Below are 24,840 nucleotides of genomic sequence, written 5' to 3'. Positions count from 1 at the left end.
GCTATATAAAAAATACCGCCAACCAGCAGCTCTATAGATATAAGTCCACGCACTCGAAACAAACTCGAAATTTAAATTGTAGTAATTAGCACATGTTTATAGACTTAAGTTATCCACAGAAAAAATCTCAGCGCTATGAGAATAAATTTGCATTTTTTCAAAAATATTGTCCCCTACTACTTTTCCCGCCTCGCCTGCTTTATTTGACTTTTTACATTTTCAATATTTTAATATAGTTTTTTCACCTAGCCTTTTTAGCTGCTTAATAGAACAAAAGTAGAACATAACCCACCATTACAAGAGTAGCCTACTATCTAAAGCTTCTTACTCATTTATAAAAAGCCCGCCTACTCACCCGCACATCAATATACTCTGCAGTTATTCCTCTGCTCGTTAAATAACGGATGGCACGCACCGCATCTTCGACTTGGCCAGCCGCTGGGCGGTCAACTGTCATTTTAATCGAGTACCCCACCCCGTCGAGACTGACTAGCACCTGGCGAGTAGTACTAGCTGGCAGAATCATTTTATTAACAGTAAGATTGTTTTCTTTGAAATGCCCCACAACCTTACCGATAAACTGCAGGAAACGGCCGCTAATTACTGAATTGCCAACGCTTGCACGAATTCCAGTTTGATCCTCGACGGCGATAACTGACGTGCCGAGGATATTACGTTCAAATACTACACCTGTGCTATCAACATAAGCTTTCATGTTACCAGACTGCCAATAAACCACTGGCGAGCGCAAATTAACCGAAAAATCAGCCGACCAGAGAGCACCTTTAGCTGGCGGCGACACGCTGGATACTTCTGGGTATCTACTTTGAATAGCTCGGCTAAGATTATTAGCATTGATGTTTACAGCCAACCGCTCGAGCGGATTAGCAGAGAGGTAATCTTGAATTGCTGCTGCATAATCGCGGGCGGCAGTTTGTACTTCTGAATCGTTACTAGTGCCGACAATTTGCACTTTCGGCTCGACAATAATCTGAGTAAGCAGCCACCCCAAACCAGCAATTAGCACTAATGCGCTAATCAACGCTAAGCGGATAGAGCGGCGTTTGCGCTTCAGGTTGTGCGCCTGCACACGCGGTGATTGCAAGCTAGCCGATTGCTCATTAGGACTAGGCACCGAGGAAATGAGGCTACCAGTCAAGGTACGATTACGCCGAAATAGTGTTCCCGCACTAGGCGAGCTATCATCAACCACAGCACGGCGCCGCACAGGCTGTGCGGCGCGGCGTGATTTAGATTTTTTCGATCTCATACCAAACATGCTTGTGGTATTAATTATATCATTTTGCAGCGCTATCAGGGTTTGTTCGGCGGCTATTAGCAGCATCTAGAATCATATCAGCCATATCTTTAGCAGCACCAGGGTGCGCAAACGACAGAAAAGCCTGCCCCATTTGTCGTGCTTCTGCGGGATCGTCAATAACGTTTTTTATCTCGTCGACGAGCAGCTGCGGCGTTTTTTCCATTTGCATTTCATCGATAACTTTGACAGCGCCTTTATCTTCATACACCTTAGCATTTTTAATTTGATGACCGCCAGTCAAAAAGCCGTTCGGCACCAGAATCGTTGGCTTGGCCAGCGCTGCCAACTCGAGAATTGTAGTCGCACCAGCTCGTGCTACCACAACATCAGCCGCACCAAGCATATCAATCATACCGTCGCTAACAAAATCGTAAACTTTAACTTGATCTGTATCCTCTGGCAATCGCCGCCGAATCTCGGCATACTGGCCAGTACCAGTTATTAAAATTACGCTAGTGAACTGTGTAAGTTCGCTAATAGTATCTGCCACAGCATTATTCAACCGTTCCGCGCCCAAACCGCCACCAGTAACCAGCACTAACGATCTGTTACTTGGAAATCCTAGTTTTTCCTTAACCACGCGGCGCTGCTGCTCGCTGTATGGTTTGAATCCTTCGCGGATCGGTACGCCGACGTAACGGCTAATCGCCTTGGGGTACGGATAATACTCTAGCGGAGCGCCAGTGCCAATGCGATCAGCCCAACGTGCCAATACGCGATTAGTTAACCCTGGATGAGCGTCTGAGTCGTGAATTACCAGCGGAATGCGCAGCACATGTGCCGCCAAGCCGACCGGCATGCAAACGTAGCCTCCTTTCGTGAATATCACGTCTGGACGCCAGGCAATCAGCTTCACTAGGCTCTGAACAAAGCCCACGCACACCTTCAGCGCATCAACAAAATTTGGCCACACAATCGTCCGTAAGCGTAACAGCTGACGCACAACGCTAAGATTATGATAGCGGCGTAATTTACCGCTAGCAATGACATCTACGCGCACCGAGTTATCAAAACTAGCCATAACATTGCGCGCTTGCTTGCTAAATTTGCGGTCAACCCAAAACCGCAGTTCTGCATCTGGCTGCTGTTTTTTAACTTCTCGCAACACGGCGACGACTGGAGTAACGTGACCCCCCGAGCCGCCGCCTACGGCTAATATCCGCATCTTGGCCTCCTATATCTATTGGTTTATGTGCAGTATATCGCGATAACTGGAAAACAATCCCCAAAGCCGCGCCCGAAAACAGCATACTACTACCGCCAGCACTCAAGAACGGCAACGTTATACCTGTTAACGGCGCTAAATGAATCATAGATGCAATATTCATGAAGAAGTGCGCAAATAACCAGCCAAAAATACCCGCCACTACCAATCGCCTGGTCATATCTGGCGAGTATTCAGCAACTCGCAAAACCCGCAGCAACAAAGCTGCAAACAACACTACTACCAACACCGTCCCGGCAAAACCAAAAATCTCGCCAATTACAGCAAAAATCGAATCGTTAATTGCCTCTGGTAAGTAGCCTGTCGATTGAATACTCTTGCCGATACCGCGGCCAGTTAACCCGCCTGTCCCCAACGCAATCATTGCGTTTTTGATATGATAATCGTTATCGTCTTGCGAGGCTGATTTACTCGCTCCGAAAAACGTCGTAATCCGTTCCAACCGGTGCGGCGCCGTTACTGCCGTGAGTCCCAAAAACAGCACGCCCACTAATGCAATTTGCATCAGAGTTTTCATTCTTATCGTACTCACCATAAATATCGACGCCGCAGCCGCTGCTATCGCCACCCCCGAGCCCATGTCTTTTTGCAACACTACGACAATAAATAACAAAAAGCCGACCAACGCCGCTGCTGGGTAGACTGTTTCTTTCAAGTCGTTTATCTTACCCTCTTGGTAGCGTTTACCTAAAAACACCGCCATATACAAAGTCATTGCTAATTTTAGCAGCTCGGACGGCTGAAAATTAACTGGCCCCAAGTGAAACCAGCGATAAGCACCTAGCGTGTTCTGCGCTATTGCATCAATATGCAGAATATTTCCAATCAAAAAAAGCAAAAACGATAAGCCAATTCCAATCATCATTAACTGAAAAATATACTTCTTGAGATAATCAAACGGTACTAATACTAGCAGTACAAAGCCACTAACTGCCAGGCTAATACCCATAAGCTGTTTGAAAAAGAAATATGTACTAGAATAATCGCTGCCATAAGCACTATTCTGCAAATTAGCATACTGCGGCCCGACCGAATAAACAATTATCATTCCTACCAGCATTAACAACGCCGCACATAACACTAACCAATAATCAGGCCGGTGTTTACGCTGAATTTTGCCATCGGTAAATTGTACGTACCTGTCGCGGTGCCGAGCGCCAATCACGGAGCAATATGCCCCCCGGTCATCGCCATCGCCATCCCCACAAACGCCGCCACGCCAGCAATCACCCAAAAACGCATCGTCACTTTAGCCTCTGGCCAGCCTGATGCCTCCAGATGATGATGAATCGGCGCCGACAGAAATATCTTGCGATGGAATAATTTCTTGCTGGTCATCTGCAACAAGCTCGACCCAGCCTCGACCACGAACAATATGCCGATAATCGGCAGCAAAAACAGCGTGTTGGTCATCATCGCTACCACACCCAAGCTCGTCCCAAAAGCAAAGCTGCCAACGTCGCCCATAAAGAACCGTGCTGGAAAGATGTTGAACCACAGATAGCTCAGCAAAGCGCCAACCACCGTGAAGCAGAACGCCGCTAACTTCAAATGGCCTTGCAGTAGCGCAATCACACCAAATGCCGAAAATGACATTACCAGCAAACCGCCCGCCAAACCGTCCAGGCCATCACTTATATTGACCGCGTTACCCGTCGCTACCACCGCAAACACAAACAATCCGACAATCCACGCGCCCATTTGCCAATCGCCAACGTATGGGATATGCACCGACGAGTAGCCGAGCTTACAGAAGAAAAACCAGCCCAGCACCAGCCCGACGCCGATAATCATGGCAAATTTCACCCAGCTACGCAAGCCAGCATCCTTGCGGTTAGAGCCAAAAACATTCAAAATATCATCAATCAAACCAATCACCGCGCCGCCAACCAACGCCGCCAATGGCAGCCAAGTTTGCGCTCGATCCAGATTAAAGACCAGCGTCACCGCCACAATCGCCACTACGGCAATTATTCCCGCCATCGTCGGAATATGCCGCTCGATTTTCTTCTTATGCAATAAGTTAAAAATCTTGAGTTTTTCGCCAGTTACCGCTGCTGTACGCTGTGTTTTCCAGAACTTATATTTGTAAGCAAAATATGTATATACTGGCGTTAGCAGCATCGCCAGTAGAAATGCCATCAAGCTCATTAGAAAAACCGAGTTCAATTCGTTTCCAAAAGTTACAATCGACATATTACCATTATACTCCCTACCCTACTCTCTCGGGGCTAATTTTAAGTATTTTATCATCCAGTTGGATATCTCGTTGAAAATAGGCTTGGCATCCGAGCCGCCGCCCATACCGCGGCCGTCTGCCGCTATCTCTACCATGATAACGTAACGCGGAATTTTGCCGTATTCGCCGCCAAAACCCAGATAGGTACCAATCGTCTCGTTATCATCATACTTGCCGTTAACAATCACCTGCGAAGTACCGGTCTTGCCGCCGACTAGCCAGCGTTCCGAGTCGTCATGCGGCTTATATGTCGCATAATGGGCCTGATGCACCATTTCGCGCACTGTCTGCGACGAAGCTTCGCTGATAGCACGAGTGCTAGTCTTCGCCGCCGTAGCCGCGAACTTGCCGCCATCGCCCATTGTGCCGTTAATAATCGTTGGCGCGTGATATACGCCGCCATTAACTACCGAACAAAAACCACTTGCCACCTGCAGCATTGTCACATTCATACCCTGGCCAAACACCATATTACTGTAACGCACAGCATTACCTTCTTGCTGTGCCGGCGAGATAACCGTGCCGCCCGCCTCATTCGCCAGCTCAATACCAGTCAGCTGCCCCAGCCGGAAACGATTATAAAAGTAATCATAAATCGTATCGCGAGCGCCGCGAGTAATATAAGAACCATTTCCCAGCCGCTGCGCAATCGTTACCATACCAGTATTCAGCGACCAGTTCAGTGCCGTCTGCATAGTGATGTCGCCGTTCAAGAAGCTGTTTTTAGAGGCGTTATTGATTGTAATGTCTTCAACCTTGATTTTGCCAGTATTGTTGTAAGTACTCTGCGGCGAGATAACGCCTTTGTCGATTCCGGTCGCTACCGTGAAAGTCTTGACATCAGAGCCCGCTTCGTACGGATGCGAAATCGTATCATTGTTAAACACCGACACGTCAGAAGTATTGATATTTGACGGATCATACGTCGGCATATTGGCCATTGCTAATACTTTGCCAGTGCTCGGATCCATGACGATAGCGCTTGCTCTAGTGGCTTTACTACGCTTAGCACCAGCCTCTAGAGCCGACTCGACTTGTGTCTGGATATTACGATCAATCGTCAAAACAATACTCTGGCCATTTACTGCCGGCTGGCGGACATTCTTATCGCCAATTGTCAGCGGTACATCGCGAGCATCCGTCACCGTTTTGAGCATGCCATCGCGCCCAGACAGAGTTTGGTTATTAGCTTGCTCGAAGCCATATACTCCCTTACCCTCGTGATTAACAAAACCCAAAACCTGGCTAGCCAATCGTCCTTCGGGATAAACTCGGCGCGTTCCAACTTCAAAGCCAATGCCTGCTAGCTTTTTCTTCTTGATTAATTCAGCCTGCGTCCGCGTAATATATTTCGTCAAAATTTGGTAGCGGCTAGGTTTTTTATCAATCAACTTCGCGAAACCATCAACTACGTTGCCGCCAGCGACGCTATTCAGCGTATCTACCACCGCCTGCTTATCCTTATCAGATACTTGTGTTGGATCAGCCCAAACTTTATAGACTGTCTCGTTCATCACCAGCGGCTTCGGGTCGCTGCCGTCCATAGCATAAATCTCGCCGCGCTGCGCTTTGAGCGTGAATTTTTTAATCTGTTCATTATCGGCCTGCGCCACATAGTAATCATGCCGCAATACCTGTACCACGAAAAGTTGCACTACAAAAATAGCCGAGACGACCAACACTATACTAAACAAAAAGCCAACTCTCGAGCGTCGAACAAAACGAGTTGGCGATACACTCATGATCTTAGAACTCCTATTTGCTTACATACTGAGTATCAGCCGGGGTAGCCATCCTTTGAGCAACACTGCTGTCTTTAACCGATTGCAGAGCTGTCAGGCGAGCATTCTCAACCGCCAGATCACTCTTCTGTTCGGTCAACGTCGAAATTTTATTACTGACGTCATTTGACTCATAATCATAGCCCGAAACACTCCCCGCTTGTGTTAAGTATAACAGACCTAGCAGCGTCAAGAGAAGTGCAATAATAATCGCATTAGAAATCGGGCCGAGTTTGATAGCCGATGCAAAAGCAACTGTATTGCGGTTGCGCCCATAATTACCTTGGCGCCGGCTATTAAATTGTGTAGTTCGTGAATATGACATGTGGTGGATTCGTTTTTGTTATTTATTTTGACACTCAAAAGCCAGAGGAACGTTAGGAGAAAAATGAAAATTACGCTCCTCTGCCCTATAGAGTTGTGTTGTTTTTTGCCTAAGCGGCGCGGCGCACGACAGTGATGTCATGCTGAACGTCGGCTTGGACTTGTACTTGGATGCGGCGAGTCATGCTACATCTTCCTTTCTGTTTTTATATTTTCACAGCGACACGAAGTTTAGCACTTCGCGAGCGCGGATTGTGAACATCTCTAATAGCTCCATCGACAGGATGCTTCGTAATGATACGAAGTTCCGCCTCGTAGCCGTTCTTGGCCTGTTCGGCAAAGTATCGCTTAACGATACGATCCTCCAGGCTATGAAAGCTAATTACACCGACTCGCCCGCCCTGCGACAACAGCTCGGGTAATAATGGCATAATCGCTCGTACTTGCTCAAGCTCATCGTTTACAAAAATCCGAATCGCCTGAAAAGTACGTGTCGCCGGATGCGTTCGCTGGCGCCGTCCGACATGCGCCCTCAAGATAGCCGATGCCAAATCTTCAGTTGTCGCCAGTGGTCTAGCCTTAATAATCGCAGCAGCATAACGCCGCGCAATATTTGGCCGCTCTTCGCCGTAATCGCGAATAATCCGCTCCAGCTCGCCCTGCGAATAGGTGTTAACCACCTGCTCTGCAGTTAAAGCTTGCCGCCGATCCATCCGCATATCCAGCGGACCGCTATGCGAAAATGAAAATCCTCGCTCAGCCCTATCAAGCTGTGGTGACGACACCCCCAAATCAATCAATATCATATCAAACCGCTTGCCTATAGCAATCAACCGCCGGGCAGCGCTGACAAAATCAGCGTGTATTAGCTCTGCCCCTTTGCCGACAAATGCCGCTAGGTTTGCTTGTGCAAATTCATCGCGGTCAACCAAAGTCATTCCGCGATAATCATGCGTTCGTTCGACAATGGCGCGCGCGTGTCCGCCGTATCCAGCCGTCAGGTCGAGATAACTCTCGCCATCTTTAGGATTAAGCAGCCGCACAACGTCATTAAGTAATACTGGAACATGAAGTGGTGGATGTTCTTTAATACTCATTCCCCCATCATACCATATGGTCTGGCGAGGGACTCGAGATCACCAATCTGATAGCGAGCTGTTTGTTTTCGCATAGGTGTGTTTGTTTTAGTTTAGTCAAGTATGCTTAAAATCAAGAGCTGTCAAACAACTCATATCGTATTTAGCATACCTTTGAGAGACTTGTGTGTGAGGTGGAGTTTTTGGGAGGTGTTGTGTTAGAGGAAAGAACTTTCGACAATTTTAGCGTGGGTCGATATTCCACTGCTCACTATCAGGTTGTTGATCTCGAGGATGTCCAACTTCGAATTGTAAAAGTACCACAAACTATACGGCTACGCGCCCAAAGACAGCGTCGCCCGCGATACGTAAGCATCAGGTACGCAAACCAAGACGCCCGCCCTACCGTACATAGATTGGCTAATAGCTGCGTCAGTCATGACTACCCTACTTTCTTTTGTTATTTTACGCGGTGGTGTTTGTTTTGACTCGAGATTCTTATCTCTTGCCTTGCCACTGGCTTTATCATACAACGTTTCATCATGCTTGTGCAATACCTTTTTTACTAAAAATGATAACTTCTTTACTTTTCCACAAAAACGTGGAAAACTATAGCGTTTCAACAAGCAAATAGACGCTATATCTAGCGTCTATAGAGGTCAGCCATGACAGAAAACGCTGCTTATGCAAAATATATCCGCATCAGCTGGCGTGCTACTGCATCAGGGTCATGCCGGATAAAACTGCGTACCGCTGCAATCGGATCGCTCGATTGGGCGCCCGACCAAACTTTCTTCGCTAGGATACTCGCGCCGCGGAATTCGTAGTGCTGGCGTTTTAGCTCGCTGATATCATATTGCACCACATGCTCACCGTCATGAGCATACTTATCCATTAGTTCTGCCGATGGCTGATCAGTATTAAAAACTACATAATCAAGGAACTCGCTACCCGCCAAACGCTCAATCTCGCTAGCAAAGTCCACCACGCTCAAATTGTCAGTCGGACCAGGCTTAGTAACCAAATTACAGACGAAGACGCACTTCGCCGATGTCGCCGCTAGCGCCTCCTGAATTTCTCGAATCACCAATGCTGGCGCTAAACTGCCATACAGGTTACCTGGTGCAATCACCACCATATCAGCCTCCAGGATCGCCTGAACGGCTGCTGGGTGCGCTACTGCTTCTGGCTCTAACCATACTTTTGGCTGCTTAGCGATATCGGCATGCGCGATCTTGAATTGCCCTTTGATAGGTTCGCCCGAAGCGCTCTCGACACACAGCGTAATATCAGTTAAAGTTGTCGGAATTACCCTGCCTTGAATATTGAGAACTTGGCTAGCCAACTGTACCGCTTCACCGAAGCTACCAGTCATTTTCTCGAGCGCTGTCAAAAACAGATTACCGAAAGCATGCCCCTTCAAACTACCATCGTCAAAACGATAATTAAACAAATCGCGCACCCGCGGACTATCGCTCAGCGCTACTAAGCACTGCCGCACATCGCCCGGCGGCAGCACGCCCAGTTCGTCGCGCAGCTGTCCCGTTGATCCGCCATCATCTGCCATATTGACCAGCGCTGTCAAATCAGACACGTATTTTTTGAGACCTGTTAGCAGCGTGAAGCTGCCAGTGCCACCGCCGATGACTACAATTTTTGCTCCGCTATCGCCATGCTCTTCGCTCATTATTCCCCTTCTGGCGTGCTCGCTTCGCTATCGCCGCGCAGCTCCTTCTTGCCTTTTAATTCATACTTGATACCAGTCATATCGCTAGTCATATAATCATCATTTAGCAAGTTAACGAATTTAGCCGCATCCTTGGCATCCATAATGATAATCTGGCCAGTAGCGTCGTCAGTCATCAGTTCTAGGCCCATTTCGTCGGCCTGCTCGATAACCTGCTCTTGCGTCACCAGACCAATTTCAACTTTCTGCAGCTTAGTTACTAGCGACTTAGTATCGCGCACTAACGCATCAAAAGTCATACCTTCAGGGAATTTTAACTTGAAATTTTTCTCGATTTCAGCAATTTTTTCCTCGGCAACAGCGAACTGCTTAGCGTCGTAGCCAAACAAACGGATAAATTTCGACTCGTTAAAGGCAAAGATATCACCGCCAGCAATCAACACTTGATTATCTGGCGTGATTTTCAGGCCGACATCAGCACTGAACGGTTGAAACGAATCGCCGTTATACATCCAAGCGGTTGCGCCTTTAAGCACTTGCGACTGCGGTAAAATCTTAGCCACGAAAAACGGCTCGGCACCCTTGCGGCTGAAGCGCGCTACGATTCCCTTGACCTTCTTAAACTCATGGTCGCCTTCGCGGAACACCTCTAGCGTTTCCTCGCCGTAGCGAATCTGCTCAATCACCTCTTGCGCGTGATCTACCCGGTCCAAGGTAGTACGCTCCAACACATTATCCTCAGCGGCCGCCGCTTCAAAGTCGCGCACTGTCATGCCAGTAGCAGCACCAGTCTGTACCTGGCTAATCATGTCGTAAAGGAACAATACCTTGAGCTGCGCCTTGAGCTCCTTGGCGTAATTAGTGGCGTAGACAGTGTAGCCCTTCGTAAATAGGAATAAGTCGATTTCGAGCTCGTCCTTATGCGCATCAGCTTGGTTCGCCCAGAGGAAAATATCGGTTGGCTCTGGCGGCTGATCATCAGCCGGTGTTGATTGGTCATTATTCATGATATATATTCTACTACAATTATTAGGCGCTATTCTACTATTGCACGGCATCTTCGCCAAAATGTTTTTGCAAGCGCATTTTGATCGAACCATGGTGGCGACCGAGTTTCTGGCTCATCGCAGCAATACTTTCGCCGTTGACGAACATTTGGCGCAATTCATCGTCATCAGCCTTAATCCATGGTTTATAAGCATTAGGATAAGTCTGGCGCATTTTAGCAATTTTAGCTGACCAGCTAGAATTGGCGCTGTTCGCTTTTTTGGCGGGCTTAAGTTCACCGGCCGCGCGTTTGTCGGCTTTTGGTTGTAAGTGCGCGAACTTTTTAGCATCATCTGCTGCCCGCGCGCGCAGCTGCTCGTCAATAGCATAGGCTTCATCGCTCATCTGCAAAGCCATGCGGTTAATACCAGTCAAATACAAATTATCAATATCGCGCACCCGGCTAAGCGCCACATAGCCCATGCCCGGCACAAAGGCTTTGCGCAGGTCAATTCGCGCGCTATCCAGTGTCATACCCTGGCTTTTGTGGACAGTAATCGCCCACGCCAAACGCAGCGGAATTTGGCTAATGCTAGCTCGTTTGCGCGTACCATCGCGCAACTCCCAAGTATCAGGCTGCATGGTCACCGTCCGGCCATTACGAAACTCCACTACCGGATAATCCGTCGCTGGCTCGAAATCGACCACCATGCCGATACTGCCATTAGCATAACGCCGCGCCTGATCGTTCTTGACCGCCATCACTAATGCGCCTATTTTGAGCGTCAGCACCTCTGGCGCTAGTACGCTACGCTGCAAATTATCAACGTAGTTGTTACTACCAGTAGTGTGGCGTTGATACAACACCTCGTCGCCCGGCAATTCAGCCAGCCTGGCTTGATTAATTCTATCGACGTCAACATTCACAGTATGCAATTCTGTCAGATCTGCTCCGGCTGGCGGTTGATATTCGGTCCGCTCTAACAGCTGCTCGGCGTGGCGGCGGCGCAAATCGCCAGCCCGCATCGCCGTCAAGATTTCTAGCAGCGTATCGCCGTCGCGCTGGCGAAACTGCTCGCTCAGATACAATACCGTCGGATCAAGCTCGCGCCACGCCGATGAATTCACTACAAAACCGCCCTCGCGGCCTTGCGCTCGATTAACTGGCGGCAACTGAAAGAAGTCGCCAGACAGCACCACTTGGATGCCGCCGAACGGCTCGTCGACTCTCTTGCGTACTAAACGGCAAACTTCGTCAACCATGTCCAAGCGGTAATCATGCAACATGCTAATCTCATCAATAATCAAGACATCGGTTTTTTCGATAATTTCGCGGCGAGTCTTGCTAACATGCTCGGCAAAACCATTCGGCAGGCGGTCGCTGACGCCAATACCCGCCCAGGCATGGATCGTCGCGCCGCCCAAATGCGTCGCCGCTAGCCCAGTCGTCGCAGTCACCGAGACATATTTGCCGCTAGACTTGCTCAAGTTGATGAATTGATTCAGCACGAAAGTCTTACCCGTTCCTGCCGGGCCGGTCAGCAGTGCGCTTTCGCCGCTCAATAATATTTCTAAGGCTAAATCTTGCTTCACTACCCTTATTATACAACTTAAGACGCGAGACTACTTATCCCAAGCAAAGCCGTTACCAAAATGACCGTAGCGCGCTGTTGGTTCGTATTGCGGACGAGCCAGCTGCAACTTATCAATAATACCCGCTGGACTAAGGTCATAACCTGCGATTGGCTTCTCAACGCCGTCAACTACCGCTGTAGCCTCAACTGGTTGGTCGTGGCCGATTGCGTACGCCAAGCGCACCAACACTTCCTGAGCTGCAAACTTTTTAAGATAATCAACTGCGACCCGCCGCGCCATATAGGCACCGCTGCGATCGACCTTAGTGGCGTCCTTGCCGCTAAACGCCCCGCCGCCTAGCGGAATCCGCGGGCCATAATTATCAACTGCTAATTTGCGCCCGGTCAAACCAGCGTCCGCCGCGAAACCGCCAATTTGCCAATCGCCTGCCGGATTTATATGCAGAGAAATGCCATCAAAATCACCTGCCACATATTTTTGCTGCGCAAACCACTGCCGCACCGCAACCGCCAGCTCGTCATGCGGCGCATTCTGAAAGCTGGCGACAATCGCCGCAATCTGGCCGTCATAGGTTGTCACCTGCGTTTTGCCGTCATACGGCCATTTCTCATACAAAAAGCGGTTCAAGGCCCGCGCTAAAGCATACTCTAGCGGCAATAATTCTGGCGTCTCAGTACAAGCATAACCAATCATTACCCCTTGATCGCCAGCACCGCCCGCGTCTACGCCCTGAGCAATCTCTGGGCTCTGGCGCGCAATCCGCTCAATAATTTCCACGTCGCCAGCCAGCCGCCGCGCAATCTGCTTGACGTCAACTAGCTCGCTCGACGATACTTCGCCAGTTAAGAACAGCGCGCCATGGCCGCCGCAAGCTTCAATCGCCACTCGAGCTTGCGGGTCTTTGGCAAGATACGCGTCCAGAATAGCATCGCTGATTTGGTCGCAAATCTTGTCCGGATGTTTCGGCGAAACGCTCTCGGCCGTACGATATACTGCTTGATTATTAGATTCTACAGACATAAAAACTCCTTTCTATCTGCCCCGCTACAAGGCCAAGAAAGGAGCTGCAAAGACAATATCTCTCCTGGTCAAGCAGGCTGGAATTAGCACCTTGCCGTAAAAGCAGGTTGCCGGCGAGTCATCAGGCCAGTCCCTCGTCGCACTCTGGATATTAAATTATTAACAAGTTCATTATAACACGCCTCACCTCGCCAAATCTAGATCGACAGTAAAACAGCCAAGGCTCTCGCTATAGACGAACGCCAGCCCGCGCTTTGTTCGCCCACTCATCCGCTAGCTCGTTCTGCTCGTGGCCGACGTGGCCGCGTACCCAAACCAGCTTCGGCTGCGTCGATTGGTAAAGCGCGTACGCTTGCTGCACGAGATCAAGATTCTTAATGTCGCCGCCTTTTTTACGCCAACCTTTAGCAGCCCAGCCTGGCGCCCATTTAGTCAATACATTAATCCAAAATTCGCTATCGCTATGAATTTCGCACGGCTCATCGCCAGCTAATTCCATAGCCGCAATCAGCGCCAGACCTTCCATACGAATATTCGTCGTCTGGCCGTCTTCGCTACCCAAAGCTACCGGCTGGCCGTTTTCAATTACCGCATAACCGCCTGGACCCGGATTTGGGCTAGCACTACCGTCTGTAAAAAATACTCTCACTTCTTTCCTGCTTTCTAAATATCGCGGACTGGCCGCAGCAGTTTCAGCTCGTCTGGCATATACCACTTGTTGCCGCGATTATCTTGTTCATATTTATACTCTATCATGTGATCAGCCTGAAAATAGTCGCCTGTACCGACGATCTTGTACTGAATATACATTTTGCGTACTGAATCGCTCTGCGGCATCGGCCCGCGATATAAACGCAGCTCAAAAATCTCGCCTGGCTTGAGAAATTTATTCAAGTCACCTCGCTGCCCTAATATCTCATATTTATCAAGCTCCACGTCAAAGCTCGCGTGGTTGCGAATATGCGCCCACACCTCGAGGTACTTATTGTCGCCCGACGGATGCGCCTCGGTGCGCTCAACTTCTATCTCGGGAATCACTTTTTGCCCGTTAGCCGAGTGATATTGATCGGGCTGAGGCTTACTGTCTGACTTCCTAGTATCTGCAGCAACCCCTGAAGTGTCTTTATCGAAGTTATTTTCGTCCCTACTGCCGCGATTATCTTGCAGCGAGACCATATCATTATTATTAAGACGCGCCAAATATTCGTCATCACCATCCGGCTCGCCAAAAACTAAATCACGCAACCATCCCATACATCTATTGTACCGTATTTAGGCAAAGCTACACATACGCTATATATAGCGCCACTATATATAGCGTATGTACTGCCGTGGAAAAATCAGGGAAATCTTTGAGGCACACTAGACTACTGTTATTTTGCTTATGTTTGGCACTCTTGACACGCGAGTGCCAACCAATTACAATAAAATGTAGAGCAAAAGCTCGCCAAATCATAAACGAAAGGAGTAATACAAATGAGTAAACTCGTTCGATTCGACCCGTTTGCCGAAATGGATGCCCTGCAGCGCCATTTCTTTAATGATGACAGCTGGATGCCGCGCCAAATGCGCTCAGTCGGCTTGCCTACCACTGATGTTTACATGAAAGATAATGCGCTAGTCGTCGAGGTTCACTTGCCGAAATTCGGTGAAGACGACGTCAATATTTCTGTCGAAAACGGCAACTTGGTCATCCAAGCCCAACGGCACGAAAAAGAAGAAGATAAAGAAAAGAAGTACGTCGTACGCGAGTCGAGCAGCAGCTTCTACCGCAGCGTCCAGCTGCCAGAGCGCGCTGACGCCGATGCTATTGAAGCACACCTGGACGATGGCGTCTTGAAAGTCACCGTGCCAGTCACGCCAGCGCCAGAGCCAAAGAAAATTACCGTCAAATCACGCGGCAAGAAGAAAGAATAAACCTTTCTCAGCTTTGGCCGTCAAGAAGGCCTCGGGATTACCCGAGGCCTTTTGCTAATAACGAAATTCCGCAGTCTAGCTAGAAAGCGTCAAACTATTCCGCGTATTTTTCAACGAACCGCCGCAATATCTTGACCGGTTCGGTCACCAATTCCGATTCGCGGTACGCTGCATCGATCAGATCTTGAGCCTCCTCCGGCGCGAAATAGCCGGCATGCTTATAGATATTAATCCGCAGCGCCAGGCCGTCAGCATCAAGCTCGGGATGAAATTGCGCCGCATAAACATTTTTCCCGGCGCGCAGCAATTGTATACAGGTCGCAGAACGCGCTAGCACCACGCTGTTCGGCGGCGCCGTGTCTGTCCCCTCTTTATGCCCGACGAAGCCGCGAAAACTAGCCGGCAAGCCAGCCAGCAGCGGATCATCCTGCGCTTCCGGCGTCAAATTTATATCCACCGCGCAAACCGGCTCGCCATGATCGAAATCAGTCCGACCGCCCAGCGCCGTCACCAGCGCCCCCACGCCCAAGCAAGTGCCTAAAAACGGCTTATCCTCGGCTGCAATCCGGCGAAGCAGCGGCATGATATAATCTTCAAACTGCAATTGTTCCGGCGATTTTTCCTCTGGCGGATAAGCAAAATTAGCCGGCCCGCCGCCCATAAAAATACCGCTATAATCATCCAAATTAACTGGCGAGAACTCGCCGCGGTCAAGCCGCAAGCGCTGCAACTGCTCCGGCTGCAAACCGCCAAATTTCAAAAAAGCTGCATATTCGTCGTCAGACGCTTCGTCCTCAGGACGGGATTGTAAAAGAAGAAAAGGTTTTGTCATAACCCTTAGTATAACGCTTTTTAAGCTCAATAGCTACCGTCAAAAATCACGAGGCGTTAAATCTTCGGCCGACTCAACGTAACGAAGCCACGGAAAATACCGGAGCACGTTGTCTTGATGCAGCACTTCTGCCAAGGGTGCTGATTTAACCGTAATATCTTCGCCAGCATCAAGATGCTGCGCTGCTCGATGCAACACTCCCCCTGTAGCCAGGAACAAATAGGTAAACCACTCAATTTTCTTATCCATCTGCACGACATCAAGCAGTCTCCAATTAGCAAAAGTACAGCCTGTTTCTTCTCTCAATTCGCGCTGCGCCGCTGCTAATACCGACTCGTCGCTAGAGTCAACCCGGCCGACTGGCAAATGGTTCTTGCGGACAATCCCGCCTGGTTGCTTTTCGTCGATTACCAGCACATCGCCAGCCTCATCGAGCGCAATGACCATCACAGTATCTGGACGGCGCAGCATTTCAAAAGTTTTTACGCTACCATCGGGCATCTTTTGCGGCCATTGATGTACTTCATAAATCTCACCTCTAAAAACACAACCTGCTTCCCGAGGAATCAGACGAGCACCTTTCGGCAAAACACGTTCGGTCATTACACTATGCCCTCAACTTTTTCATCAAAATATCATAACCGTCAGTCACCTCATCTTGACGGCTGATACCCAGTTCCGCCATAATGCGCCACAGATCATCGGTTATAGCGGCAGGGTCGGCGTTCTCGCCAGCTAATCGCTCTAATTCCATAAAGTCGCCCAAGCCTTCCACCGAGTCGATACATACTTCCACATCGTTCAGTTTGCCAGTCTGGCGAGTCTTTGATATGTCCGAAAATGGCACGAAACCTAGCTCCTTGACGATAGCGATCATGACGTCTGGATCGCCAACTTCTGTTTCGCGTTCAATGCTATCCAACTGCCCAGTCACTGATCGTTTTAGAGTGAATAACGTCCGCTTGGTTTCATTTTCTCCTTGTCCATGCGTTTCGGTACGCACCCGCAGCCAAGGCACTGTATTGCCGTCGCCGCCAGCTTCTCCTGGCAGACCAAACACTTGATCGCGCTGATGCACTGGCTCGCCGAGAGCAACGCCTCTACCCGCCAGCGCAGCCAACAACCCTTCTTTATCTTGCAATCTAACTTTTATCTCAATTTCTCTCATATATAAATGATATCACGTTTAGGACACGTCCACTGGACCGATAATATCCGTATTGCCAAAGTAAAAATCGGTTAAGACCTGCCGCCATGGCGTGCTGGTTGCTGCAGCATATATCATTTTGCCGATATCGCCATGGCAAGCCAACAACACCGTTTGATCTGGGTGTTGATGCGCCATGAAATCAAGCACCCGCTGGCCGCGAGCCAATAACTCAGGAAAAGTCTCAGCGCCGTCAGGATGCAAAAAATAGGTCACGTTTTCTGCTTTGATGATGTCCGGCGCGCAAATTTCCTCAATATCAGCGACCAGCTTACCAGTCATAATGCCAAAATCACGCTCGATTAAATCGTTGTGAACTATCGGCTCGGCAAGACCCAGCGCCGCCGCTACAATCGCTGCCGTCTCGAAAGCTCGACCAAGCGGCGATGCATACACCGCGTCAAAAACTAGTTCCCTATCCTTGATGTGACGCGCCAATTGCCGCGCTTGCTGGCGTCCCAAATCGGTCAATGGCAGGTCGCGATGGCCGTTCAAAATTCCGCGCACATTGTCTTCATTCTGGCCGTGGCGAGCGATATAGATAATAGTCATGAACCTTAGTATATCATCTCTATCAGGCGGCGAGGAACCTCGTAGAAACCCTACTTACCACTAAAATTCCTTGTTATCAAACCATCGATACCTCCCGCGAATGACGCTCCAGCCAATCAGCAATCGCATCAATATCGAGATGATCGGTCGCGATGCGGACAGCGAAATTTTCTAGTTCACCTCGCTGTGCTGTAAAATTATACCCATTAACCTCCAGCAAAGTCAGTCCAGCGAGCATTGCTGTACGCTTGTTACCATCAGCGAACGGATGGTCGCCAATAATCCCACGCATCAACGCCGCTGCCTTGGTAAATACTGTTGCGTATAACTCCTCGCCAAATACCACCTGATGCTGCGCCGACACCACGGATTCTAGCCGACCAATATCACGCACACCATCTGAGCCGCCATCTCTAATAAGCACCAGCGCGTGAAGTTGCAAAATCTGCTCGAGAGTTAAACTAACCATTAGCGCTTCGCCAAGTGAGAAAAATCCTCTTTGTATCGCTCAAGGAGCGAATTTGCAACCTTTAACACCTCATCGCCATCAGCCGCCACCGTCCGCTTGCGTATCGTAACCTCAATCTCATCCCCATCACGAACGCCCAGCACCCGTAGTTGCTTAGCCGGCAACGTCACGCCGCGACTCGAACCAATCTTGATAACCTTCTGAATTGTAGTGATTGTCATGCAAACATTATAACAAAATTATAATTTTATTGCAATTCACTTCCCCTATTCTACGCTGCTAGCAAGCTTTATCAAATCTGCAGTCATATCTGAATCAATCAAAGCGTGGTGGGTGGTGCGTCCATTCTTTGACATAGTTGACCCTAGTATATCTGTCGTTTTCCGCGCCATAGCATCCAGCCACTCATCCGTCAGCACCTCACCAGTTTGTGGCTGCTTGATATCCTCACATGAGCGCTGGATAGCCTCTTCAAAATATTGTGTCATTTCGCCGTTAAATGAGTCTCCTCCATACTTGGTCTGCCCTATATAGGCGCCTGGGATACCCGCAACCTTCAGACCATAAAGTGTCTCACCGGCACCTATACAGGCCCCATCGTCCCACGAAAACCTCTCGCGCAGTAGTTCAATTGTTTCTTTCAAATCACGATACTCTGAGAATCCCAAAATAAGCGTATCCTGGCGATACCGCTGTGGACCCTCTTGATTATATGGAACCCAAAGTTTTCCATAGTCCGGACGAGCACCTGAATTTACAAGGTCTGCTACCATCTGCAATGATAATAGATCCGTGCGATGTAAATATAATCTGGTTGGAGGCAATTCACCATCCTCGCTCCTATCATCTCCAAATTGGAAAGAGGGCATCTCTTGTCCCAATTCAAATCCCCCCTTCTCATAGCCAGCTTGATTCAGGGCACTAATTAGACTCTTGGATCCAGCACTAAGCACGTTAATATCATCGGGACTAAAGGCCCTCTCGCAGCGACCCGTCATAGCATTATAAATCGCACGATCCAAATGCGTACGTTCTGGATGCTCCATAACAGTGTTGCCATTCGGCAAGTCTTTCATCTTATGACGACCTTCAACTATAAGAGGGCCTTCGCATTCTACAGGTTCTAACTCCGGACCTATAAGCCACTCCTCCCCAGTGGTAGCATCATACATTAACCGTCTACGGATTATCACGGGTGCAACGGTCACGCCATCGGACTCAAGACGCCCACGGACTGCCTCCATAATTATCCGCTTGATCTCGGTCTTGCTTATAAACTCTGGACTACCCGTATCGTAATCACAGGAGTTACTTAATAATTCCTTTGTCATGCGGTTTATTTTACTATAATATTTGGCTAATGTCAATCTAAGCGCTGCGTACTATTTGTAAATGCCCCTGTTGTATAGCTCCTGCCATTTCTCATGCGCTCCATATGCCCGTTCTGGCGCGTCAACCTCGCTATTCTGAAGCAACAACTCCTCAGGGTCGACAAACTTCACTTCATCACCCTCTTCACCCGGTATAAAATCAAAATTCTCCGGCCAAACGCGGCAGTAAAAACAGATTTGATTAGCATCAATCCGCTCAATATACATCTCGTCCGACGCGTCAAAAAGTTGATAACGCAAACCACCCCTGTAACCAACCTCTTCGTACAGCTCACGTTTCAGTGACGACTCAATCGTCTCGCCAAAATCCATACCACCACCAGGCAAATCCCAATACGTCCGATCGATTTCCTTGACGGCCAAAATCTGCCCGGCGTCGTTATAAATCAATGCTTTGAGCGAAATGCGATACAGACAATCCAGATGATCCGTGCCATCTAAATTCTGCGTGATGATATGTCCTTTGGTGATTTTTGACATGAAAATCATTATACTACACCCGAACGCTAGATAGCTGATACCATTTCGCCTACAGTATATTCTGTCTTTCCAATATCCATTACTAACTACTCATTAGGTGTTAACAAGTTGGTAATTACCTAATTGTGATATTCTTTTATTTTACTGGCATATTCAGTCAAAAGATTNTNTAAATTGGCTATCTAACTAGCACTCTATTGACACGAGTGCTAACGAACCGTACAATAGAATATATGACCAAACGTGATTATTATGAAGTGCTAGGTGTGTCTAAAACCGCTTCTGAAGATGAGATTAAGAAGGCTTTTCGTAAAGCTGCGGTGAAATATCACCCTGACAAAGAAGGCGGTGATGAAGAGAAGTTCAAAGAGGTCAATGAGGCCTATGAAGTTCTGAAGGATAAACAAAAGCGACAGCGATATGACCAATTTGGCCATGCCGGTGTCGGCGGAGCTTCGGGCGGTGGTTTTGGCGGCAATCCGTTTGAAGGCTTTGGCGGCTTTGGTGCAGAAGGCGTCAACTTTGATTTTGGTGGCGGTTTTGGTGATATTTTTAGTCAGTTCTTTGGTGGTGCTGGTCGACAAGGTGGTCCACGGCGCGGTCGTGATGTAGAAACGACAGTGGCTTTGACCTTTGAAGAAGCTGTATTTGGCGTTGAGAAAAAAATTAGCCTGACGATGGATGATGAATGTGAGCATTGTAAGGGTGAGGGCGTTGAGCCTGGATATAGTTTGAAAACATGTGATGACTGTAAGGGGTCTGGTCAGCAGATGCGGGTGATGAATTCCATCTTTGGACAAATTCAACAAGCCATCACCTGCCCAACCTGTAATGGTCGAGGGAAAATTCCTGAAAAGAAATGTTCAGTTTGTCACGGCAAAGGAACGACGCGTAACAACCGTGAAATTACGGTCAAAATTCCAGCAGGTATTGATGATGGCGCGGCTATTCGCTTGCGCGGACATGGCGAAGCGATTCAAGATGGTGAGCGAGGAGACTTGTACGTTCAAATCAGAGTCAAAGCTCACAAAAAGTTTACTCGTGAAGGTGACATCATTCTTTCCGAAGAGCATGTTTCCATGGTCGATGCGGCGTTGGGTACGGAAATTGATGTTGAAACGGTGGACGGCGTGGTGCGCATGAAAGTTCCAGCTGGCACCCAAAGCGGTACTGATTTTAAACTGTCAGGACATGGTGTACCGCACCTGAGAAATGACGCTCGTGGTCCACACATCGTTGGTATCATCGTTGATACGCCAACCAAATTGAGCAAAAAACAACGTGAACTTTTGGAACAATTTAACACCTCCAAAAAGCGCGGCTTGTTTTCCTGATTAGCCCGTGGTTTATATATAAAACATAAGTGGTATAATTGAGCTATGGAGCTTATGCAGACAGCTCGTAAGGGGCATCATTTCATTTCTCGATGTATCATGGTCATTATCATTGTGATGATCGCTTACGGTGCCTATACTCTGCTGTGCGATGTCAATAAACCTCTCCCAGTCGTGGTCAGGGCTGGCCAGGCGACATTGCAGGCTGAGCTTGCGGAAACGGCTGAGCAGCGACACAAGGGTTTGAGCGATCGGTCTGGTCTGACGGAAAACCAAGCAATGCTATTTAAATTTGAGGGTGATGATAAGTGGGAAATGGTGATGCGCAATATGAGTTTTCCGCTCGATATCATCTGGCTAGATAAAGACAAAAAAGTAGTACATATTGAGCATGAAGTGCAGCCTGATGCTGAGCCGTATGAAATATACAAGCCCAAAGTGCCGGCGCGCTACGTTCTGGAAGTGGCTGCTGGTGTGGCCAAGAAGTCGAGCATCGTCAAAGGCACCAAAGTAGAGTTTACAACCGAGGCGACGCAATGAACGTAGCAGTATTGCTCGTAGCGGTTCTGGTGGTGATCTTTGTGGCGGTGTTGGTGACAGGTAGGCGCATCGGTCCACTGACCCTAGCGGCTGCTGCTGGATATATTTTTGTGGAATTGTGGATGGAAGCTGTGCGCGTCATTTTGGGCGGTGTCGGTATCAATCTACCGTGGCTGCCTGATGGCGTGGTGGCAGCGCTGATATTGTTGCTCGTACCCATGGGGATGCTGATGGTTGGCGGTCCAAAATATCACAAGAAGCATGAAAAATTAGTGGCAGCGGCTGTCGTCACCTTGTTGGTAGCGGCGCTATTGGTGAGTGTATTAGCAAAATATCTTGCGGTTGATGGCGCGGCGCAAACAATAGTGCAGCAGTTGACTGCCTGGCGCCCATATATTATTACCGTAGGCTTGGGGATGGGACTGGCGGATTTATTTTTACTGCACACTGTTAAAACAAAGTCCAAGCCCGGCCCAAAGAAGCATTGATATACCGTGGTTTATGTGCTAGAATGAAAAAGTTCATTCTTGATGGGCCCATAGCTCAGTTGGTTAGAGCACCTGCCTTTTAAGCAGGGTGTCCCGGGTTCAAGCCCCGGTGGGCCCTCCAATGTTGAAATCGACTCCTTATCTGGAGTCTTTTTTCTTATCTATAATCTGGTTATACTTTAACTATGAATAGTCGCCTATTTGAGAAAATTCATATTTCTTGGTTGGTGGCGGCGTGGTGTTTGGGGTTGACGGTTGGCGTTATTGCTATTCATCGTGTTCCGCGGTCAATAGTGCTTGACTGGCCGACCTTAGTGCTTGGGCTGGGGTTGATGGCTGCGGTGATGGTTTGGCGGTGGCGAGTGCTGGTGATTGTGGCACTTATTTCTGGCGGATTAGTCGGGCTATGGCGCGGTGAGCTGGGCCGAGCTGGTTTGGAGGTGTACGATTCGCTGATTGGTAAGACTGCCGTTATTCAGGGTCGCGTTTTGGAAGACCCCGACATTGATAAAAAGGGGCAAACGATATTGCGGCTGAGCGATTTACGGATCAATGGCGAAAAGTTGGCGGGGCAATTGTGGGTGGTGACGGCCGACAAGCGCCCCATCAAACGCAGTGACATCGTCCAGATACAAGGAAAATTGACGGCAGGATTTGGTGCTTTTTCGGCGAGTATATATCGAGCGAAAATTGGCAGCGTTGAGCGTCCAGTTCCTGGCGATGTGGCGGTCGGGGCGCGTGATTGGTTCGCCGAGCGAGTGCGCAGGCATATTCCGGAGTCTGAGTCGGCGCTGGGCTTGGGGTTTTTGTTGGGGCTACGGCGAGCCATGCCGACGGAACTGAGCGATAATTTGAAGATTGCTGGTCTGACGCACATTGTGGTGGCTAGCGGTTACAATTTGACGATTTTGGTACGCCTGGCGCGGCGGTTATTTGCCAAGCGGTCAAAATATCTGGCAATGCTCAGTGCGGCAACGATGATTATTGGCTTTATGGCGGTAACGGGCTTGAGTCCGAGCATGTCGCGGGCTGGGCTGGTGGCGGGACTCAGTTTGGCGGCCTGGTATTATGGGCGGACGATTCATCCGCTAGTACTGCTGCCAGTTTCGGCGGCGATTACGCTGATGGTCAATCCGCAATTTGGCTGGGGCGATTTGGGTTGGCAACTGAGCTTCGCGTCGTTTACGGGCGTGATCATCCTGGCGCCGCTGCTGCACAAGTATTTCTTTGGTGATAAAGAACCTGGAACGTTTCGGCAAATTCTGGTTGAGACGCTGTCGGCGCAGCTTGCAACACTGCCGCTGTTGATGATGAGCTTCGGCGTGGTTAGTAATGTAGCGCTGATCGCTAATATGCTGATTTTGCCGTTCGTGCCGCTGGCGATGCTGCTGACGTTTGCATCGGGCATGCTGGCGGTAGTGCCGATGATTGGCGCGGCTATTTCCCTGCCGACAACCTGGCTGCTGGGCTATATGATTCAGGCGGCCAACTGGCTGGCGAGCCTGGAATGGGCGCAGATGGAGGTGAATATCACCTGGTGGCAATGCGGTGCGATGTATGTGATGATGATCGGTGCTATATGGTGGATGAAAAAGCAGACGAAATTGAACCTTGGGAGGGTAAATATAGTCGAGTAGTGTGGTATAATTATCACATGAAGATCATTAAGCGACAAGCAAGTGATATACCAAAAGAATCAGCACACGGAGGGAGCGGGGCACGAAAGGTGTATGCAGACGCAAGTCATGCAACGAGCCGATACTTTGAGGCAATCACTCATGGCTATCTGCCCGGTGGTGCAACGTTTGACTGGCACGATCATCCTGGTGTGGAAGAGACGATGATTGTCATGAAGGGTAGTGGTATGGTTTCAGATGAAGACGGTACATATGATTATAATCCTGGCGATGTCTTTATTTTTCCTCCCGACACACAGCATACAATACATAATCCGACTAATGATGAGCATGAAATGATTTTCGTGCGAGTTAAAGCATAGTCTTTTATGATAGATTGCCCAGTAGTTTGTGCGCGGTAAATTGTCTCACGTCTGTATTTGATATATAATACTAACAGATTGAATATAGATAAACGGTAGGAGAAATACATGGCAGGACATAGTAAATGGGCAACGACGCACCGGCAGAAAGCGATTGTTGATGCGAAGCGTGGTGCGATTTTCACGAAGTTGGGTAATCAAATTGCAATTGCTGCCCGCGGCGGTACCGACCCAACATTGAACGCAAGTTTGGCAATGGCCATTGAAAAAGCCAAGGCCGCCAATATGCCGAGCGCTAATATCCAGCGAGCGATTGACCGTGTGGCTGATAAAAGCGCAGCGGCGCTGGAAGAAATTGCCTATGAGGGTTATGGC

Annotated in this window: 28 protein-coding genes, 1 tRNA gene, 1 pseudogene and 1 riboswitch; of the genes and pseudogenes, 8 read left to right on the top strand and 22 right to left on the bottom strand. The window is 48.9% G+C overall.

Annotation, left to right across the window (positions count from 1 at the left end):
* Window positions 1-328: 328 nt before the first annotated feature.
* From G1ANC_RS00530 to G1ANC_RS00465, 14 genes are all read right to left on the bottom strand, one after another.
* Window positions 329-1,270, bottom strand: a complete 942-nt coding sequence (locus G1ANC_RS00530) for a hypothetical protein (protein WP_129693094.1) — start codon at window positions 1,268-1,270, stop codon at window positions 329-331.
* Between the two features lie 28 nt (window positions 1,271-1,298).
* A complete protein-coding gene (locus G1ANC_RS00525; protein WP_129693093.1) occupies window positions 1,299-2,486 on the bottom strand; it encodes a glycosyltransferase in 1,188 nt (395 codons plus the stop codon).
* Window positions 2,413-3,627 carry an FtsW/RodA/SpoVE family cell cycle protein gene (locus G1ANC_RS00520; protein WP_256371592.1) on the bottom strand — a complete coding sequence of 405 codons (1,215 nt, stop codon included), beginning with the start codon at window positions 3,625-3,627 and terminating at the stop codon, window positions 2,413-2,415. Before G1ANC_RS00520 ends, G1ANC_RS00525 begins: the two co-directional genes overlap by 74 nt.
* Window positions 3,628-3,707: 80 nt before the next feature.
* Window positions 3,708-4,742, bottom strand: a complete 1,035-nt coding sequence (mraY, locus tag G1ANC_RS00515) for a phospho-N-acetylmuramoyl-pentapeptide-transferase (RefSeq protein WP_129693091.1) — start codon at window positions 4,740-4,742, stop codon at window positions 3,708-3,710.
* A gap of 21 nt (window positions 4,743-4,763) precedes the next feature.
* Entirely contained in the window at window positions 4,764-6,527 is a 1,764-nt protein-coding gene (locus G1ANC_RS00510; protein WP_129693090.1) for a penicillin-binding protein 2, read from the bottom strand.
* A gap of 13 nt (window positions 6,528-6,540) precedes the next feature.
* A complete protein-coding gene (locus G1ANC_RS00505; RefSeq protein ID WP_129693089.1) occupies window positions 6,541-6,891 on the bottom strand; it encodes a hypothetical protein in 351 nt (116 codons plus the stop codon).
* Between the two features lie 205 nt (window positions 6,892-7,096).
* Complete coding sequence (rsmH, locus tag G1ANC_RS00500; protein ID WP_129693088.1) at window positions 7,097-7,987, bottom strand: 16S rRNA (cytosine(1402)-N(4))-methyltransferase RsmH; 891 nt, start codon at window positions 7,985-7,987, stop codon at window positions 7,097-7,099.
* A 314-nt stretch (window positions 7,988-8,301) separates the two neighbouring features.
* Entirely contained in the window at window positions 8,302-8,589 is a 288-nt protein-coding gene (locus G1ANC_RS00495) for a hypothetical protein (RefSeq protein WP_129693087.1), read from the bottom strand.
* Between the two features lie 59 nt (window positions 8,590-8,648).
* Window positions 8,649-9,653 carry a gluconeogenesis factor YvcK family protein gene (gene yvcK, locus G1ANC_RS00490; protein WP_129693086.1) on the bottom strand — a complete coding sequence of 335 codons (1,005 nt, stop codon included), beginning with the start codon at window positions 9,651-9,653 and terminating at the stop codon, window positions 8,649-8,651.
* A complete protein-coding gene (locus G1ANC_RS00485) occupies window positions 9,653-10,660 on the bottom strand; it encodes a Kiwa anti-phage protein KwaB-like domain-containing protein (RefSeq protein WP_164997945.1) in 1,008 nt (335 codons plus the stop codon). Before G1ANC_RS00485 ends, yvcK begins: the two co-directional genes overlap by 1 nt.
* A 37-nt stretch (window positions 10,661-10,697) precedes the next feature.
* A complete protein-coding gene (locus tag G1ANC_RS00480) occupies window positions 10,698-12,233 on the bottom strand; it encodes an ATP-dependent RecD-like DNA helicase (RefSeq protein WP_129693084.1) in 1,536 nt (511 codons plus the stop codon).
* 30 nt (window positions 12,234-12,263) lie between these two features.
* Window positions 12,264-13,256 carry a methionine adenosyltransferase domain-containing protein gene (locus G1ANC_RS00475; RefSeq protein WP_129693083.1) on the bottom strand — a complete coding sequence of 331 codons (993 nt, stop codon included), beginning with the start codon at window positions 13,254-13,256 and terminating at the stop codon, window positions 12,264-12,266.
* A gap of 52 nt (window positions 13,257-13,308) precedes the next feature.
* Window positions 13,309-13,411: riboswitch (SAM riboswitch) on the bottom strand.
* 74 nt (window positions 13,412-13,485) lie between these two features.
* On the bottom strand, window positions 13,486-13,905 hold the full coding sequence (locus tag G1ANC_RS00470) for a ribonuclease H (protein WP_129693082.1): 420 nt from the start codon (window positions 13,903-13,905) through the stop codon (window positions 13,486-13,488).
* 14 nt (window positions 13,906-13,919) lie between these two features.
* A complete protein-coding gene (locus G1ANC_RS00465) occupies window positions 13,920-14,510 on the bottom strand; it encodes a hypothetical protein (RefSeq protein WP_129693081.1) in 591 nt (196 codons plus the stop codon).
* A 222-nt stretch (window positions 14,511-14,732) separates the two neighbouring features.
* Here G1ANC_RS00465 and G1ANC_RS00460 point away from each other — a divergent pair, with 222 nt between their 5' ends.
* On the top strand, window positions 14,733-15,173 hold the full coding sequence (locus G1ANC_RS00460) for an Hsp20/alpha crystallin family protein (protein WP_129693080.1): 441 nt from the start codon (window positions 14,733-14,735) through the stop codon (window positions 15,171-15,173).
* A gap of 94 nt (window positions 15,174-15,267) precedes the next feature.
* Here the strand turns inward: G1ANC_RS00460 and G1ANC_RS00455 are convergent, their stop codons facing one another.
* The 8 genes from G1ANC_RS00455 to G1ANC_RS00420 all read right to left on the bottom strand — a co-directional run bounded on the left by G1ANC_RS00455 (window position 15,268) and on the right by G1ANC_RS00420 (window position 20,104).
* Entirely contained in the window at window positions 15,268-16,005 is a 738-nt protein-coding gene (locus G1ANC_RS00455; protein ID WP_129693079.1) for a glutamine amidotransferase, read from the bottom strand.
* A 39-nt stretch (window positions 16,006-16,044) separates the two neighbouring features.
* On the bottom strand, window positions 16,045-16,608 hold the full coding sequence (locus G1ANC_RS00450) for an NUDIX domain-containing protein (RefSeq protein WP_129693078.1): 564 nt from the start codon (window positions 16,606-16,608) through the stop codon (window positions 16,045-16,047).
* A 4-nt stretch (window positions 16,609-16,612) separates the two neighbouring features.
* The gene (gene cyaB, locus G1ANC_RS00445; RefSeq protein ID WP_129693077.1) at window positions 16,613-17,173 is read right to left on the bottom strand and encodes a class IV adenylate cyclase; all 561 of its coding nucleotides are present in this window, start codon (window positions 17,171-17,173) and stop codon (window positions 16,613-16,615) included.
* 18 nt (window positions 17,174-17,191) lie between these two features.
* Window positions 17,192-17,764: a histidine phosphatase family protein gene (locus tag G1ANC_RS00440; protein WP_129693076.1), complete on the bottom strand. Its 573-nt coding sequence runs from the start codon at window positions 17,762-17,764 to the stop codon at window positions 17,192-17,194.
* A 76-nt stretch (window positions 17,765-17,840) separates the two neighbouring features.
* Window positions 17,841-18,233: a type II toxin-antitoxin system death-on-curing family toxin gene (locus tag G1ANC_RS00435; RefSeq protein WP_129693075.1), complete on the bottom strand. Its 393-nt coding sequence runs from the start codon at window positions 18,231-18,233 to the stop codon at window positions 17,841-17,843.
* Window positions 18,233-18,454 (bottom strand): AbrB/MazE/SpoVT family DNA-binding domain-containing protein, encoded by a 222-nt coding sequence (locus G1ANC_RS00430; RefSeq protein WP_129693074.1) that lies wholly within the window; start codon window positions 18,452-18,454, stop codon window positions 18,233-18,235. Before G1ANC_RS00430 ends, G1ANC_RS00435 begins: the two co-directional genes overlap by 1 nt.
* Window positions 18,455-18,499: 45 nt before the next feature.
* Window positions 18,500-19,564, bottom strand: coding sequence for a hypothetical protein (locus G1ANC_RS00425; protein ID WP_129693073.1), 1,065 nt, complete (start codon window positions 19,562-19,564; stop codon window positions 18,500-18,502).
* A gap of 51 nt (window positions 19,565-19,615) precedes the next feature.
* Window positions 19,616-20,104, bottom strand: a complete 489-nt coding sequence (locus tag G1ANC_RS00420; protein ID WP_164997944.1) for an NUDIX hydrolase — start codon at window positions 20,102-20,104, stop codon at window positions 19,616-19,618.
* Window positions 20,105-20,337: 233 nt separating this feature from the next.
* Here G1ANC_RS00420 and dnaJ point away from each other — a divergent pair, with 233 nt between their 5' ends.
* The 7 genes and pseudogenes from dnaJ to G1ANC_RS00385 form a co-directional block, all read left to right on the top strand.
* Window positions 20,338-21,438, top strand: a complete 1,101-nt coding sequence (gene dnaJ, locus G1ANC_RS00415; RefSeq protein WP_129693071.1) for a molecular chaperone DnaJ — start codon at window positions 20,338-20,340, stop codon at window positions 21,436-21,438.
* Between the two features lie 45 nt (window positions 21,439-21,483).
* Entirely contained in the window at window positions 21,484-21,978 is a 495-nt protein-coding gene (locus G1ANC_RS00410; RefSeq protein WP_129693070.1) for a DUF192 domain-containing protein, read from the top strand.
* Window positions 21,975-22,466 (top strand): hypothetical protein, encoded by a 492-nt coding sequence (locus G1ANC_RS00405; protein ID WP_129693069.1) that lies wholly within the window; start codon window positions 21,975-21,977, stop codon window positions 22,464-22,466. The genes G1ANC_RS00410 and G1ANC_RS00405 overlap by 4 nt, the downstream gene beginning before the upstream one ends.
* Window positions 22,467-22,510: 44 nt before the next feature.
* Window positions 22,511-22,587: transfer RNA gene (locus tag G1ANC_RS00400), tRNA-Lys, on the top strand.
* 64 nt (window positions 22,588-22,651) lie between these two features.
* Window positions 22,652-24,103 carry a ComEC/Rec2 family competence protein gene (locus tag G1ANC_RS00395; RefSeq protein ID WP_129693068.1) on the top strand — a complete coding sequence of 484 codons (1,452 nt, stop codon included), beginning with the start codon at window positions 22,652-22,654 and terminating at the stop codon, window positions 24,101-24,103.
* Between the two features lie 17 nt (window positions 24,104-24,120).
* A complete protein-coding gene (locus tag G1ANC_RS00390) occupies window positions 24,121-24,465 on the top strand; it encodes a cupin domain-containing protein (protein ID WP_164997943.1) in 345 nt (114 codons plus the stop codon).
* A 108-nt stretch (window positions 24,466-24,573) separates the two neighbouring features.
* Window positions 24,574-24,840: pseudogene (locus tag G1ANC_RS00385) on the top strand (YebC/PmpR family DNA-binding transcriptional regulator); the annotation flags it as partial.

It is taken from the genome of Candidatus Nanosynsacchari sp. TM7_ANC_38.39_G1_1 (genome assembly GCF_004138385.1).
The sequence above is the reverse complement of the archived record's forward strand: the minus strand, read 5'-3'. Positions and strand labels throughout refer to the sequence as shown.